This window comes from Citrobacter sp. wls717 (assembly GCF_005280955.1).
Classification (GTDB): Bacteria; Pseudomonadota; Gammaproteobacteria; order Enterobacterales; family Enterobacteriaceae; genus Citrobacter; species Citrobacter werkmanii.
The window spans coordinates 146,698-162,418 of sequence record NZ_SZWW01000053.1; the positions used below are offsets into that span (position 1 = coordinate 146,698).

At 52.1% G+C, this 15,721-nt stretch carries 12 protein-coding genes; 6 read left to right on the forward strand and 6 right to left on the reverse strand.

Annotation, left to right across the window (positions count from 1 at the left end):
• Window positions 1-122: 122 nt before the first annotated feature.
• The 4 genes from FDX09_RS20760 to FDX09_RS23995 form a co-directional block, all read right to left on the reverse strand.
• Window positions 123-2,651, reverse strand: a complete 2,529-nt coding sequence (locus FDX09_RS20760; protein WP_137347801.1) for a fimbria/pilus outer membrane usher protein — start codon at window positions 2,649-2,651, stop codon at window positions 123-125.
• Window positions 2,651-3,346 carry a molecular chaperone gene (locus FDX09_RS20765; RefSeq protein ID WP_038641463.1) on the reverse strand — a complete coding sequence of 232 codons (696 nt, stop codon included), beginning with the start codon at window positions 3,344-3,346 and terminating at the stop codon, window positions 2,651-2,653. The genes FDX09_RS20760 and FDX09_RS20765 overlap by 1 nt, the downstream gene beginning before the upstream one ends.
• 79 nt (window positions 3,347-3,425) lie before the next feature.
• Window positions 3,426-3,728: a fimbrial protein gene (locus FDX09_RS23990; protein ID WP_249360035.1), complete on the reverse strand. Its 303-nt coding sequence runs from the start codon at window positions 3,726-3,728 to the stop codon at window positions 3,426-3,428.
• Window positions 3,729-3,748: 20 nt separating this feature from the next.
• Window positions 3,749-3,997, reverse strand: coding sequence for a fimbrial protein (locus FDX09_RS23995; RefSeq protein ID WP_249360037.1), 249 nt, complete (start codon window positions 3,995-3,997; stop codon window positions 3,749-3,751).
• Window positions 3,998-4,488: 491 nt separating this feature from the next.
• On the opposite strand from FDX09_RS23995, the gene flhB reads away from it, so the two are divergent.
• The 5 genes from flhB (at window position 4,489) to FDX09_RS20795 (ending at window position 11,091) form a co-directional block, all read left to right on the forward strand.
• Window positions 4,489-5,640 carry a flagellar biosynthesis protein FlhB gene (flhB, locus tag FDX09_RS20775; protein ID WP_137347802.1) on the forward strand — a complete coding sequence of 384 codons (1,152 nt, stop codon included), beginning with the start codon at window positions 4,489-4,491 and terminating at the stop codon, window positions 5,638-5,640.
• Entirely contained in the window at window positions 5,633-7,711 is a 2,079-nt protein-coding gene (flhA, locus tag FDX09_RS20780) for a flagellar biosynthesis protein FlhA (protein ID WP_006684120.1), read from the forward strand. The genes flhB and flhA overlap by 8 nt, the downstream gene beginning before the upstream one ends.
• Entirely contained in the window at window positions 7,711-8,103 is a 393-nt protein-coding gene (flhe, locus tag FDX09_RS20785) for a flagellar protein FlhE (protein ID WP_085048033.1), read from the forward strand. Before flhA ends, flhe begins: the two co-directional genes overlap by 1 nt.
• A gap of 261 nt (window positions 8,104-8,364) precedes the next feature.
• A complete protein-coding gene (locus tag FDX09_RS20790) occupies window positions 8,365-9,951 on the forward strand; it encodes an MFS transporter (protein ID WP_038641453.1) in 1,587 nt (528 codons plus the stop codon).
• On the forward strand, window positions 9,952-11,091 hold the full coding sequence (locus FDX09_RS20795) for a glycoside hydrolase family 105 protein (RefSeq protein WP_137347803.1): 1,140 nt from the start codon (window positions 9,952-9,954) through the stop codon (window positions 11,089-11,091).
• On the opposite strand, the gene mrdA is transcribed toward FDX09_RS20795, so the two are convergent.
• Entirely contained in the window at window positions 11,063-13,000 is a 1,938-nt protein-coding gene (mrdA, locus tag FDX09_RS20800) for a penicillin-binding protein 2 (RefSeq protein ID WP_137347804.1), read from the reverse strand. The genes FDX09_RS20795 and mrdA overlap by 29 nt on opposite strands.
• Before the next feature lie 182 nt (window positions 13,001-13,182).
• On the reverse strand, window positions 13,183-14,916 hold the full coding sequence (gene argS / locus FDX09_RS20805; RefSeq protein ID WP_137347805.1) for an arginine--tRNA ligase: 1,734 nt from the start codon (window positions 14,914-14,916) through the stop codon (window positions 13,183-13,185).
• Between the two features lie 238 nt (window positions 14,917-15,154).
• On the opposite strand from argS, the gene FDX09_RS20810 reads away from it, so the two are divergent.
• A complete protein-coding gene (locus FDX09_RS20810) occupies window positions 15,155-15,721 on the forward strand; it encodes a VOC family protein (RefSeq protein ID WP_137347806.1) in 567 nt (188 codons plus the stop codon).

Below are 15,721 nucleotides of genomic sequence, written 5' to 3' on the forward strand. Positions count from 1 at the left end.
GACACTGAATAGTCAGCAGATGCTCCAAAGCAATTTGTTAATAGCGTTATCGCAGCCTGGACTGAGGCTGGCAATATAAAGAGAACCGAGGTCAATACGACCGCAAAAATGTGGCGCATATGTTATTCCTGTTTGCAAATGGCCTGAGTAGAGAGAATCCCTGCGAGATTCGCAGCGTGTTCGGGCTCAGGGAGTACCACGCTGGCATGGCATTGTTGTTCACGAGCCTTACCCCATTGAATGGTTATTGGGAAAGTCGCCGGAACCCCTGCGAGGTAGACGGTGCCGGTATCATCAACGATGCCGAGAATTGAGGCATTATCGACGGAGACCATTGCACCGAAAGGAATCACTTGTCCCCTGGCATTGGTGAGATGGAGAAGCGCCCGATAACCGATGTGCGCGACAAAGTTTGCCGCCACCGCTGCGCTACGGCTTGGAATGACGGTGGTGGCAGTTGCATCGGTATCAACATCATCCGGCAGGCTGGTGGTATCAATTCGGATGCTGTTTTTCTGATACGGCGTCAGGGAGGGGATGACAGCATTACCCTGCCAGTCGGTGCGGACACCGCGCTGATTCTGAAAGCGGATGCCTTTTGCCCCTTGAGCAGAGACTATGGCAAACTGATCGCCCAATGGTTGAGAAAAGGTGATGCCGTGAGGATGGGCGACAATCGCGCCGCTGGCACCCAGATTCAACTGTTGCGAGCGGTCCGATGAAGTGTAATAGCCGGCGTTCAAACTGGCGTATTGCGAGCGGTAGCTGCTGTACAGACTGCTGGTATCTTCGCCGTCGTGATTGCTGTGGCTTTGCTGCAGGGAATAGCTCAGACGCTGATCGTCAAGTAGCGTGCCGTTCAACCCGATATTATGGCGGGTATAGCCATGTTTGCTGCTGCTGACGTTATAGGTCGACCATGCGTTGGGCAACCAGCGGCTGAGAGGCACGCTGAGTCCAAAGGCGATCATCTGATCGTCTTGTCGATCGCTGGTTTTACTGTAGGTATAAGTCAGATGATAGCTAATCCCATTTATTGTCGTATTTACTCCGGCAGACAGGCTGCGTTCAGTTTCTGAGGTTCCCCAGTAGTCCTGCTGATAACCGTTCAGGTAGATGCTGCTGCCCAGCAATGTTTGGCTGATGCTGGCCTGAATTCGGTTGCGTTTGTTATAGCTGAACATCAGGTCATCTTCATTACCGCTGTATTTCTTATTGGCATCACTGAAGCTGTAATAGCCCTGCGTAGAATAGCGATAGCTGGCGAGCGTGAAGTTGGTGGCGGTACGCTCGATCTTGCCCGAGTAAAGCAGGCGATACGACTGCCCGGAACTTGTTTGGTCATTATCCAGCGTGGCTCTGGCTGCCGTGACGTCAGCCGAAAGGGCGCCCAACTCGCCCAGCGCTATACCGATCCCGGCGTTCGCAGCCTGATAATCACCAGAAGAGGTTACTCCGCCGAACAGCGTTGCGGCATTGTTCAAACCGTAGATAAAACTGGCCTGGGCGAATTCGGGTTCTTTCTCGTCGCTGCTGCTGGCAGCCCGGTAACGGGCCGCGGTGACTTCGTATTTTATCCTGCCGGGACGTAACATCACGGCGGTGCTGGAGTAGGGTTGGGTAAAATGATGCTCCGTTCCGTCGGCTTCTTTTACCGTGATATCCAGATCGCCGCTGTTGGTTGTCGAGTAGAGATCGGAAATCTCAAAAGCCCCCGGGGCAACGTTTTGCTGGTAGATCAAATAGCCATTTTGCCGGATGGAGACTTCCGCATTTGAACTGGCGAGCCCGCGTACAACGGGCGCGTAGCCGCGCTGGCTGAACGGTAACATTTCGTCATCGGAGGCCAGATTTACACCTGTGTACTGAATACTGTCGAAGACATCGCCACGGGTGCTGTTTTCACCCGCGGTAAACTGGCTGCGTAGCACATCAATATCATGCTGCAGATAGGTATTAATGGCATTCCAGGCATTGATGCTTTCAGCTTTGCTCCAGGTGGAATAGTTGCGTACCCGCCACCCGCCCAGGTTAAGACCACTACGCAGATTGAGGTACTGGCTGTCAGAGGTATTATGGTTACCGTCACGGGTCTGTGAACCTGAATAACTGTAATCGGTAAACAGAACCGGTACGCCGTCATCCCACAGTGACGGGTCAATACCATCCCTGGCCGGATTCGCAATGGCGGCCTGCGGCATGCTGATATTGAGCGTCATCGTGGAAAAGTCGAGCGATGATGAGGCTTGCGGGATGTAATACCCCAGAGGGTGTGAGAGAGGTACATTCGCTGGCGCATCCGCAAGTGCTGGATAGTTCTCAATTTTAACGCCCCAGTGGCGCAGCATTTCTGGCGTGAACTGTGCCTGAAGCGTACCATCCGTGGCACTTGTATAGGTAACCGGTTCTTCACCCAGCAACGTCTTATTGAGCTGTAGCCGCGAAGGCCAGGTACCGGGCAGTTGCGCATTTTCGCGGGAGAAAAGCGACAAATCGATATCCTGTTGCGAGAGTTCGTTGCCCTCCAGTGATGAAGAGGAAAAGGAATATTCCCGTGCGAAAGCATGGCCTGAAACGACAAATGCAATGCTGAGAAGACCGCGGATTAGCAGCGACAGTCTCGAAGGAGCAAACGTAGAACGTCGCAACATTAACCCCCCTTGCTCAACGGGGCCGAGTATTGTTGCGAGGCATTTCCGTAGTCGGTAATGCAGTGCCAGGTAACCTGATCACCGTTAGCTTGCACGGGCAGCGGGAAAGTGGCGGTGCTGAAAGGTGCCACCATATCCGCTTTCGGAAGTGAAACTGCGCCCAAGTGTAAGCTATCGAAAACCGTATAGAAGGCGTTATTATTCGTTACCTGTAACTGGTTACCTGAACGCACAAACTGTAACTTCTCGCAGCTTTGTGCCGGTGAACCCGTTATATTTTTAGGGCGCCAGAGCAGTTTGAGACGGGTTTTATAGATTAGCCGAAGAATATTTTTACTTTCATTTTCTTTGGCGGTAGCCGGAATAGTGCGCACGTTCATATAAAACAGCGATTCTTTATTCTCTGGCAGTGGCGTGCCGTTCCAGGTGATACGCAGGCTCTGCTCTTTTTGCGCGTTGAGGCGAAAAAGCGGCGGGGTAACGATAAAAGGTCCGCGCGTCTTCTCATCCCCCGTATCGGTCCACGACTGAATTAACCATGGCAGTTGCGTGTCAGTATTAGTCAGCGCCAGCGCGACCTCTTTTTTGTTAGCGTCAAAAATAATCCGTGTGCGGCCAACCTGAATTCCACTCGCCGGACAAAAACACGAGTAAAAGAGAGGAGGGAATAATGCCACCATAATAAGGATGCGCATAAAATGGACCCGTAATAGGTTAAATATTATCGATGGTATTAAGCGCCTGGAAGTATTCCAGGCGTAAAAATAGAAAGTGTTAGCGATATAAAATATTAATTGTCATGTCCGCATCAGCCGGGCCAGCGGTGACTTCTTTTGCGAACGATTTATAGCGAGCCTGAAGGTGAGCCTGAATGGTATCGGTGGACTCTGTTGATAGCGGAATATAAACTTGCCCCTCTGAACCATCGAAGGCCAACAATGTTGTTGGTGAGTTGATTGGGCTAAGTGCAATACCCACTCCGGTAGCTGCCGTCTCTCCTGCGGTCGTGATCTGACTGACGTCAAGAAGCGTATTGGACTTGGTTAATGCGGTAGGGCCATTAAAGGTTAACTGCACGGAAGTCAGACCTTCAGTCGTCACCGGACAGTCAGTTTTATATCGACATCGACCAGATCTGTTTCTGTACCTACAGTGGTAAATAATGATGTCGGCCACGTACCCAGCGGTATAGTACTGTCCGTACCATCATCTCCATCGATGACACAACTTGGTTCAATAATTTCTCCGGTAAAATGAATCGTCCCTGCATTCATTTCTGCGGCTAATACATTAAATGAATATGCTGACAGCAGAGCAAAAAATACAGCGCTTTTCTTCATCTTCATGATTTGATAATCCCTGTAAGTGTTAATATTTTATTCCATAAAAATATGGGCGTAGCTCAACGGTAATATTATTCGGCCGCCAGTATACATGAGGTTTAATCGTTGTGGAGTAGGGCGGGGTTAAGTGGGTTATAATTAAAGCTTATGATTTTTTATTTTATTATTGAGTCTGAAGGGAATGATATATAATGTGATTATGTTAAGCGTTTCTTATATTTTTTTCTTCTAAAACTTAGGCGAAATTGCTATTTTTTTATTCGATTTTGTTCTGTTAACAGAGTTATGTTCGTCTTTTTTTAATGTTTCTTAATTCAGAAATTAATAAATATTATGCTGTGATAGCGATTTTAGCCGACGATGAGACGGTATTGCGCAGGATCTATCCGCCGGGTAAACCCCGAAAAGAGCATGATTGCGCGGTTTTTTCTCGCCATTGCTTACGGACCATGCTGGCATGATAAGTCAGACGTAATGGGCAGCGAGCACGTACTGTGGCAGAAGAAAGCGACGACGACAAAACAGAAGCCCCCACACCCCACCGACTTGAAAAAGCCCGGGAGGAAGGGCAGATCCCCCGATCCAAAGAGCTGACTTCACTGCTTATTTTGCTGGTGGGAGTGTGCATTATCTGGATTGGTGGAGAGTCGCTGGCCCGCAGACTGGCTGGCATGCTGTCGGCTGGACTACGGTTTGACCACAGTATGGTCAATGACCCCAATCTGATCCTCAGCCAAATCATCCTGCTGATTAAAGACGCGATGATTGCGCTGTTGCCGTTGATTACTGGCGTCGTTCTGGTGGCATTGATCTCACCCGTGATGCTTGGTGGCTTGATATTCAGTGGTAAATCTCTGCAACCCAAGTTCTCTAAGTTGAATCCGCTGCCAGGCATTAAACGCATGTTTTCCGCGCAAACCGGTGCCGAACTACTCAAAGCGATACTGAAGTCCACGTTAGTGGGAAGCGTGGCCGGATTTTATCTCTGGCATAACTGGCCGGCGATGATGCGGCTGATGGCGGAATCACCGATTACGGCGATGGGCAATGCCCTGGATTTAGTCGGTATGTGCGCGCTGTTGGTGGTGCTGGGCGTCATTCCCATGGTCGGGTTCGACGTTTTTTTCCAGATTTATAGCCATCTGAAAAAGTTGCGCATGTCGCGTCAGGATATCCGTGATGAATTTAAGCAAAGCGAAGGTGACCCGCACGTTAAGGGCAAAATACGCCAAATGCAGCGCGCGGCGGCACAGCGTCGCATGATGGCGGATGTACCGAAAGCGGACGTCATTGTAACCAACCCCACGCACTACTCGGTGGCGTTGCAGTATGACGAGAACAAAATGAGCGCGCCGAAAGTTGTTGCCAAAGGCGCGGGGCTGGTGGCGTTACGCATTCGTGAGATTGGCACCGAGCATCGTGTCCCCACGCTAGAAGCACCACCACTGGCGCGTGCGTTATATCGTCATGCAGAGATTGGTCAGCAAATACCGGGGCAATTATATGCCGCCGTTGCCGAAGTGCTGGCATGGGTATGGCAGTTAAAACGCTGGCATCTGGCAGGCGGCAATCCGCCACCACAACCTGAAAACCTTCCGGTGCCTGACGCACTGGATTTCCTGAACGAGAAGAATACTGATGGCTAATCTGGTCGCGATGCTGCGCCTGCCCGGCAACCTCAAATCCACGCAATGGCAAATCCTTGCCGGGCCGATCCTCATTCTGCTGATCCTGTCGATGATGGTGCTGCCGCTGCCGGCTTTCATCCTCGATCTGCTGTTCACGTTTAATATTGCGCTGTCGATCATGGTGCTGTTGGTGGCGATGTTTACACAGCGCACGCTTGAGTTTGCTGCATTCCCGACGATTTTGCTGTTCACCACATTATTGCGCCTGGCCCTGAACGTCGCGTCGACGCGTATCATTTTGATGGAAGGACATACCGGTGCGGCCGCGGCGGGGAAGGTGGTTGAAGCCTTTGGTCACTTCCTGGTGGGCGGTAACTTTGCCATCGGGATCGTGGTTTTCGTTATTCTCGTCATCATTAACTTTATGGTTATTACCAAAGGCGCCGGTCGTATCGCTGAAGTTGGCGCACGCTTCGTGCTGGATGGTATGCCCGGCAAGCAGATGGCGATTGATGCCGACTTAAATGCCGGACTGATTGGCGAAGATGAAGCCAAAAAACGCCGTTCGGAAGTGACGCAGGAAGCGGACTTCTACGGTTCGATGGATGGTGCGAGTAAATTCGTACGCGGAGATGCCATCGCCGGTATTTTGATCATGGTGATCAACGTGGTTGGCGGCCTGTTGGTCGGGGTGCTACAGCATGGTATGAGCATGGGCAGCGCCGCGGAAAGTTATACCCTGCTGACTATCGGTGACGGCCTGGTCGCGCAGATCCCCGCGCTGGTTATCTCAACGGCGGCGGGTGTTATCGTGACCCGCGTGAGTACCGATCAGGATGTAGGCGAACAGATGGTGACCCAACTGTTCAGTAATCCAAGCGTTATGCTGCTTAGTGCAGCGGTGCTGGGTTTGCTGGGCCTGGTACCTGGTATGCCAAACCTGGTATTTTTGATGTTTACCGCCGCATTACTCGGCCTGGCCTGGTGGATGCGTGGTCGCGAACTCAAAGCGCCTGCTGAACCTCAGCCGGTAAAAATGCCGGAAAATAACTCTGTGGTGGAAGCCACCTGGAACGATGTGCAACTGGAGGATTCACTGGGAATGGAGGTGGGTTATCGCCTGATCCCAATGGTGGATTTTCAGCAGGATGGCGAGCTACTGGGGCGAATTCGCAGTATTCGTAAGAAATTTGCCCAGGATATGGGCTTCCTGCCGCCGGTGGTCCACATTCGCGACAATATGGATCTGCAACCCGCCCGCTATCGCATTCTGATGAAAGGGGTGGAAATCGGCAGCGGGGACGCCTATCCCGGACGTTGGCTGGCTATTAACCCGGGGACGGCGGCTGGTTCGTTGCCGGGAGAGAAAACGGTCGATCCGGCTTTCGGTCTGGACGCTATCTGGATTGAGAGCGCATTGAAGGAACAGGCGCAGATTCAGGGCTTTACGGTGGTTGAAGCCAGTACCGTTGTCGCTACGCATCTGAATCACCTGATTGGTCAGTTTGCCGCTGAGCTGTTCGGGCGTCAGGAAGCGCAACAGCTACTGGACCGCGTCTCACAGGAGATGCCAAAGCTAACCGAAGATCTGGTCCCTGGGGTTGTGACGCTGACCACACTGCACAAAGTGCTGCAGAACTTACTGGACGAAAAAGTACCGATTCGCGATATGCGCACCATTCTTGAAACGCTTGCTGAACATGCGCCGCTGCAAAACGATCCGCATGAGCTTACTGCGGTAGTCCGCGTTGCGCTGGGGCGCGCCATCACCCAGCAATGGTTCCCGGGTAATGAAGAGGTTCAGGTTATTGGTCTGGATACCCCGCTTGAACGTCTGCTGCTGCAAGCATTACAGGGCGGCGGCGGTCTGGAGCCTGGTCTGGCAGACCGGCTGCTGGCTCAAACCCAGGAAGCGCTCTCCCGCCAGGAAATGTTGGGTGCGCCGCCGGTATTGCTGGTTAATCACGCGTTGCGTCCGTTACTGGCACGCTTTTTACGCCGCAGCATACCGCAACTGGTGGTGTTATCGAACATGGAGCTTTCCGATAACCGCCATATTCGTATGACGGCGACCATTGGAGGTAAATAATGCGTAACTTACTGTGGCTGTTGCTTTTTCCTTTGGTGGCGCAGGCGGCCGGAGAAGGGGCATGGCAGGCGAGCGGAATGGGCATCACCTTAAACCACCGTGGCCAGTCAGCCTCGTCCGCACCTCTGGTTCCCAGTCAGCCCGTCTCGGGTTTGATGACCCTGGTGGCGTGGCGCTATGCGCTTAATGGCCCAACCCCTGCGGGGTTACGTGTGCGTTTATGTTCTCAGTCCCGCTGTGTCGAGCTGGACGGACAAAGTGGCACCACCAACGGGTTTAATAATGTTCCCGCCATCGAACCGATGCATTTTGTCTGGGAAGTTCCCGGCGGCGGTCGTCTGATCCCCGCCTTACAAGTACAGAGCAATCAGGTAATAGTAAACTATCGTTAACGCCTTCCTTCATTAGGCCAGCAGCAGAAACTGCTGGCTGCTTCGCAATTTTAGCCCACCGCTTTGATTAAAAAGAAACGCTGTTTTATAAAATTGGTGACATACGTTGCCGGACTCTTTGTGCTGTTGCCATTTCGCGAACATCCCTGGCAGAAACAGAAAGGTTTCACTTCCTGTTAGCTTTTACTGTGACCCTGTAAGGACGCCCAATATCAACGCGAGGATTGCGGGGCCTCCCAATAATGTGCAGGGGTAACGGCAATGAAGACACGTAAAATCGGACTGGTTAACTATTTTGCCTACGGTTCGGGGGATTTTTTGGGCGCAGGCACCACGGCATTAACCGCCGCCTGGCTGCTCTATTTTTACACTACGTTTTGTGGCCTGACGCCTATCGAGGCGACCTTCATTTTTGCCACCGCCAGGGTGCTGGATGCCGTGGTTAGCCCGTTAATGGGTTTTTTAACCGATAACTTTGGTTCCACCTGGCTCGGTAAACGCTTCGGGCGCCGTAAGTTTTTTATTCTGTTGGGGATCCCCTGCGTTTTTAGCTACTCGCTGATGTGGGTGGGTGACATGGGTTTCTGGTACTACCTGCTGACCTATCTGATTTTTGACGTGGTCTACACCATGATTCTGGTGCCTTATGAAACGCTGGTGCCCGAAATGACCGATGACTTCAAACAGAAAACCAAGTTTTCCGGCGCGCGTATTTCGATGGCGCAAATGTCAGCTATTCTGGCCTCGTTCTTACCCGGCGTTCTGCTGACGCTGTTTGGCAAAGATAACCCGGTATCTTTTTTCTACGCCAGCCTGGTGTTCTCTGTGCTGTGCGCGCTGATGCTGATTTTCGTCTGGTTCTTTACCTGGGAGCGCCCACGTGCTGAGTGGACTGAAGCCGCGCTGCGAGCCGAAGAAGAGAAGAAAAAGCTGACCTTTAGCCAAAGCATGACCCGTCTGTTTGTTGAGCTGAGTTCAACACTGCGCATACGAATCTTCCGCCAGCATTTAGGAATGTATCTCGGTGGCTATATAGCGCAGGACGTTTTTAACGCCGTCTTTACTTACTATGTGGTGTTTGTGCTGATGCAGGAAGCCTCGATGGCGTCAAACCTGCTGGGAACGATGGCTATCTTCCAGTTCATTGCCGTTATCGCCATGATCCCATTGTGTATCCGCTTTGGACCCGCGCCATCATACCGGATGGTGGTTGTCCTGTTTGGCGCGAGCTCTCTCTCTTATGCGCTGCTTTACTATGCCGGGTTAAGCGATGTTTATTCTCTGTTGCTGCTGGTCTCTGCCATTGCGGGTCTGGGACGCGGCGGTATCAATTATGTCCCCTGGAATACCTACACCTATATTGCTGACGTTGACGAAGTGATTACCGGCCAGCGCCGGGAAGGGATCTTCGCCGGCATTATGACGTTAACGCGTAAGGCGTCACAAGCGGGAGCGGTGATGCTGGTTGGGATTGTCATGCAGATGTCCGGTTTTGTCTCCGGTCACAGCGTACAACCCGCGGCGGTCAGCCATACCATTTTGTTAATTCTGAGCTGCGGTACGCTAATTGTTCTGGCGCTGGGTTTCCTGGTTTCCTTGCGCTTCAAACTGAACCTGCAGACCCACAGTACCCTGCGTGAAGAGACCGCAAAAATGCGGGCATCGGGACGCCCCGTGCCGGAAGGGCTCTCCGCCAAAGGCCGCGCGACCGTAGAGATGCTGTCGGGCATGCCATATGAATCACTTTGGGGCAACAACAATATTGGTTACCTGAATCGTAATAAGCCAGCAGCACCGAAACTGGAAAAGGGTGCCGCATTGAATTCGACATTGACAGAGGTGAAGTAAATGATTGTTTACCCGGTTAAACACAGCCCGTTATTGCGACAACCTGACCATTTTATTGCCAGGGATGAATTAAAAACGTTGATCAAAAAGGTGACGCATAACCTGGTCAATATTCATGATGAGACAGGCGAATTCCTGCTGCGTCTGGACGACGGCCGCGTTATTGATACCAAAGGCTGGGCGGGATGGGAGTGGACGCACGGCGTCGGCCTGTACGGGATGTATCAGTATTATCAGCAAACCGGCGATGAAACGATGCGCGATATCATCGATAGCTGGTTTGCCGATCGCTTTGCTGAAGGTGCGACCACCAAAAACGTCAACACTATGGCGCCGTTTTTAACGCTGGCGTATCGCTATGAAGAGACGCGTAACCCCGCGTATCTGCCGTGGCTCGACAGCTGGGCTGAGTGGGCCATGCATGATATGCCGCGTACTGAATTCGGTGGTATGCAGCACATTACGCTGGCGGAAGAGAATCATCAGCAAATGTGGGATGACACCTTGATGATGACGGTTTTGCCACTGGCGAAAATCGGCAAGTTGCTCAACCGTCCAGAATATATTGAAGAGGCAACCTATCAGTTCCTGCTGCATGTGCAGAACCTGATGGATAAAGAAACGGGTCTGTGGTTCCACGGCTGGAGCTATGAAGGGCGGCATAATTTTGCCAACGCCCGCTGGGCGCGTGGTAACAGCTGGTTAACTATCGTGATCCCGGACTTCCTCGAACTGATCGATTTACCAGAAAACAGTGCCGTTCGCCGCTATCTGGTGCAGGTCCTGCACGCGCAAATCGCGGCGCTGGCAAAGTGCCAGGATGAAAGTGGATTGTGGCACACGCTGCTGGACGATCCGCAGTCGTATCTGGAAGCGTCAGCCACCGCCGGATTTGCGTATGGGATCCTCAAAGCGGTACGTAAACGCTATGTCGGACAAGAGTATGCCGCGGTGGCCGAAAAAGCCATCAGAGGCATTGTGCAACATATCTCACCAGAAGGTGAATTGATGCACACCTCGTTTGGTACCGGAATGGGGCACAATCTCGATTTTTACCGCAATATCCCGCGGACCTCCATGCCATATGGACAGGCCATGGCGATATTGTGCCTTACCGAATACTTGCGTAAGTATTTTTGATCTCGTTGGCAGAGGGGACTGCCGCTAACGGACCTGATTGTTGATTCACCTCTGTTTGCGCGGCATTATCCTGCGGCGCAAACAGATGATCCATGATTTGCCGCATGACCGGCGCGGCGGTAACACCGTCGCTGCCGCCGTTTTCGAGGATTAACGCCACGGCGACTTTCGGGTTCTTATAGGGCGCAAAAGCGGTATAAAACACATGGTCGCGCAAACGGACAGGAATCATTTTCGCATTGTAGGTCTGATTTTCTTTCAGGCTGAAGACCTGCGATGTGCCACTTTTCGCCGCAATGCCGTAAGGTGCGGTGTGAAAGAACTTATACCCGGTACCGTTTGGTTCATTTGCCATGCCGAACATCGCCTGACGCACCAGCCCCCAGTAGGGTGACGACGCAGAGGCGATTTGCGACGGCGGTTCAGGAGCCTGGTATGGCGTGAGGGTTTTGCCGCTTTCTTCATCGAGTAGCAGGTGAGGAGCGATGACTTTGCCGTTGTTAATCAGCGCTACCATAGCCTTCACCATCTGGATCGGCGTGGCAATCCAGTAGCCCTGGCCGATACCAACAGAAATGGTATCCCCTTGATACCATGCTTTTTTATGTACTTTCTGCTTCCATTCGCGGCTCGGGAGCAGGCCGTTATACTCTTCATCAAGATCGATACCGGTCGGTTTACCGTAACCAAACTGGCTGAGCATGCTGTTAATCCGGTCGATCCCCATCATATACGCCACCTGATAAAAGAAGGTATCGGCGGATTCTTCAATCGCTTTGGTGACGTCCAGCATACCGTGACCGGTTTTTTTCCAGTCACGATAATGTCGCTCGGTGCCGGGTAGCGTCCAGGTAGGCGCGCCGAAGAAACTGGTCTGCGGGGTGATGACGCCGTTCAGTAACGCTGACATCGCCATGTATGGTTTGACCGTGGAGGCAGGAGGGTATAACCCCTGCGTGACGCGGTTGATTAAAGGCAGGTCTTTATCCTGCAACAGCTTGTTATAGTCCTGATAGCTGATGCCTTTGACAAACGGATTGGGGTCATAGCTGGGATTGGAGACCATCGCCAGCACGGAACCGTCGTGCGGATCTTCCACCAGTACTGCCGCACGCTGGCCCGCCAACAGACTCTCAATGTATTGCTGTAAATGTAAGTCCAGTGTCAGATGGATATCTTTCCCGGCAACAGGCGGCACATCCTTGATCAAGCGGACGATGCGTCCGTGGTTATCGACTTCCACCTCCTGATAACCGGTTTTTCCATGCAGTTCGTTTTCGTAATAGTGCTCAATACCCTGCTTGCCGATGTTGTGATCGGCGGCGTAGTTTTCTGCCAGACCTTTTTTATCCAGTGCTTTCAGATCGTTGTCGTTGATTTTTGAAACATAGCCAAGTACATGCGCCAGTGCGGCCCCATAGGGGTACTGGCGGTCTTCATAGCTATTGATATTGACGCCACTGAAACGAAACTGGTTAACCGAGAAGCGAGCGATTTCTACATCGGTCAGCGCATTTTTTAGCACTACCGGGCGATAACGGCTGCTGGATTTTAGCTCATGGCGGAACTGGTCAATGTCATCCGGGGTGAGGTCAACGATCGGCGTTAGCTGCCTGATTAGGGTATCCATATCGCTGATTTTATAAGGCGTAACGGAAATGTCGTACCAGGTTACGTTGCGCACCAGCGGGATGCCGTTACGATCGTAAATCATGCCTCGCGTTGGGGCGACGGGCAGCATTTTGATGTCGTTTGCATTCGAGCGGGTGGTGTAATACTGGTGCTGACAGATTTGTAAATTGTAGAGATTGTAAATCAGGATGCCAAAACAGATAACCACAAGGCCAAAGGCCACTATCACACGCCGCTGGAAGAGTTTTTCTTCCGCCTCAAAATCTCTGAATGTCATTGACCCGTACCCGATTAATTCGCCGCCTAATGATACGGAGGCTCAAACGGGATGACAGGCAAAAAATGTTCCATATCTCTACGGAAATGTGTCATTCCTTGTGAGTTGTTACAGATAGCCTGTTACGGAAATAAAAAAGGCCTGAGTCTGCGTTACAGACTCAGGCCTCAATCATTGCGTACTTACATACGTTCTACGGTTTCGATACCCAGCGTATCCAGACCCAGCTTCAGGGTTTTCGCCGTCAGTTGCGCCAGCTTCAGACGGCTGTTACGAATCTCTTCGTTCTCCGCGCTGAGGATAGGGCAATGCTCGTAGAAGCCGGAGAACAGACCCGCTACGTCGTACAGGTAGGCACACATCACGTGCGGCGTACCTTCACGGGCCACGACGGTGAGCGTTTCTTCAAACTGCAGCAGACGCGCAGCCAACTGGGCCTCGCGATCTTCATTGATAATGACCTGCGCATTTGCCAGCGTGCTCTCGTCGATTTCCGCTTTACGGAACACGGACAGTACGCGGGTGTAGGCATACTGCATGTACGGCGCGGTGTTGCCTTCGAACGCCAGCATATTGTCCCAGTCGAAGATGTAGTCAGTGGTACGGTTTTTGGACAAATCCGCATATTTCACTGCGCCGATACCGACCGCATTCGCCAGCTTTTCCAGCTCATCGGCAGGCATATCCGGGTTCTTCTCAGCCACCAGACGACGCGCGCGTTCCAGCGCTTCATCCAGCAGATCGGCCAGTTTAACCGTACCGCCCGCACGGGTTTTGAACGGTTTACCGTCTTTGCCCAGCATCATACCGAACATGTGGTGTTCCAGCGGCACGGAATTCGGCACATAGCCGGCTTTACGGACGATGGTCCAGGCCTGCATCAAGTGCTGATGCTGACGGGAATCGATGTAATAGAGAACGCGGTCGGCATGCAGCGTTTCGTAACGATATTTGGCGCAGGCGATGTCGGTGGTGGTGTAGAGATAGCCGCCATCTTTCTTCTGAATGATAACGCCCATCGGTTCGCCTTCCTTGTTCTTATACTCATCAAGGAATACGACGGTAGCGCCTTCGCTCTCAACAGCCAGACCTTTCGCCTTCAGATCGGCCACGATACCTGGCAGCATCGGGTTGTACAGGCTTTCCCCCATGACGTCGTCACGGGTCAGCGTGACGTTCAGGCGATCGTAAGTTAACTGGTTCTGCGACATGGTAATGTCGACCAGTTTGCGCCACATCTCACGGAAATATTCGTCGCCGCCTTGCAGTTTAACAACATAGCTACGGGCGCGTTCTGCGAAGGCTTCATCTTCGTCGTAATGTTTTTTCGCGTCACGGTAGAAACCTTCCAGGTCAGCCAGCGCCATCTCTCCGGCGTTTTCTTGCTGCTGTTTTTCCAGCCATGCGATCAGCATACCGAACTGAGTACCCCAGTCGCCAACGTGGTTAGCACGAATAACATTGTGGCCGAGGAACTCCAGCGTACGCACCGCAGCGTCACCGATGATGGTGGAACGCAGGTGACCCACGTGCATCTCTTTCGCTACGTTAGGCGCGGAGTAGTCGACCACAACGGTTTGTTTAGCCGGTTGGGTTACGCCCAGACGATCGGAGGCCAGCGCCTGCTGAACATGCTGCGCCAGAAATGCCGGATCGAGAAAAATATTGATAAAGCCCGGGCCAGCAATTTCAACCTTGCTGGCAATCCCGTTGAGATCCAGATGAGTCAGCACCTGCTCAGCCAGTTGTCGCGGCGCCATACCCAGTTTTTTAGCGACAGCCATCATGCCGTTGGCCTGATAGTCACCGAACTGTATTTTTGCTGACTGACGAACCTGCGGTTCGCAATCTGCAGGCGCGCCTGCAGCAATCATGGCCTGACTGACTTTTTCTGAGAGAAGAGCCTGAATATTCACCGGAATACCTTACATTTATGAAGCGGGATAAAATTCACCGCGCCAGTTTAAGAATTTAGGGCGGGAGTATACTGCAAATGCCCGTTGCCGTCAGCATTGCGAGTACAGTGCGCTGTCGGAAATGAAAGCAACGCAATTACGTATAATTATGCATATTGCGTTTGAAAAAAACAGCGGTTGGATGGCGCAGCGCAACAGAGTAAATTAGCGGCTTTGAACATGGATATGAGCTTTTATTATGGCGAACTGGCAAACAGTTGCAGAACTGCATGATATTTCCGCAGATTTACCGCATTTCACGCAGGCGTTAACAGAACTTTCCACCCGTCTTGGTCTGGATGTCACACCACTTGAAGCCGATCACATTTCTTTGCGTTGCCATCAAAATACTACCGCAGAGCGCTGGCGTCGTGGGTTTGAGCAGTGCGGTGAACTATTGTCAGAGAATATCATCAATGGCAGACCCATTTGCCTGTTCAAACTTCATGAGCCGGTTTGCGTACTGCACTGGACATTTTCCATCGTAGAGCTGCCGTGGCCGGGAGAAAAGCGTTATCCACATGAAGGTTGGGAGCATATTGAGATTGTCCTGCCGGGTGATGCACAAACGCTGAATGCGCGAGCGTTGGCGCTGCTTTCCGATCAAGGCTTGAGTCAGCAGGGCATTTTCGTGAAAACCAGCTCACCGAAAGGAGAGCGTGAGCGATTACCCAATCCTACGCTGGCGGTCAGCGATGGCAGTGTGACGATAAAGTTTCACCCGTGGTCGATTGAAACCATTGTGGCAAGTGAGCGACAGGAGTAA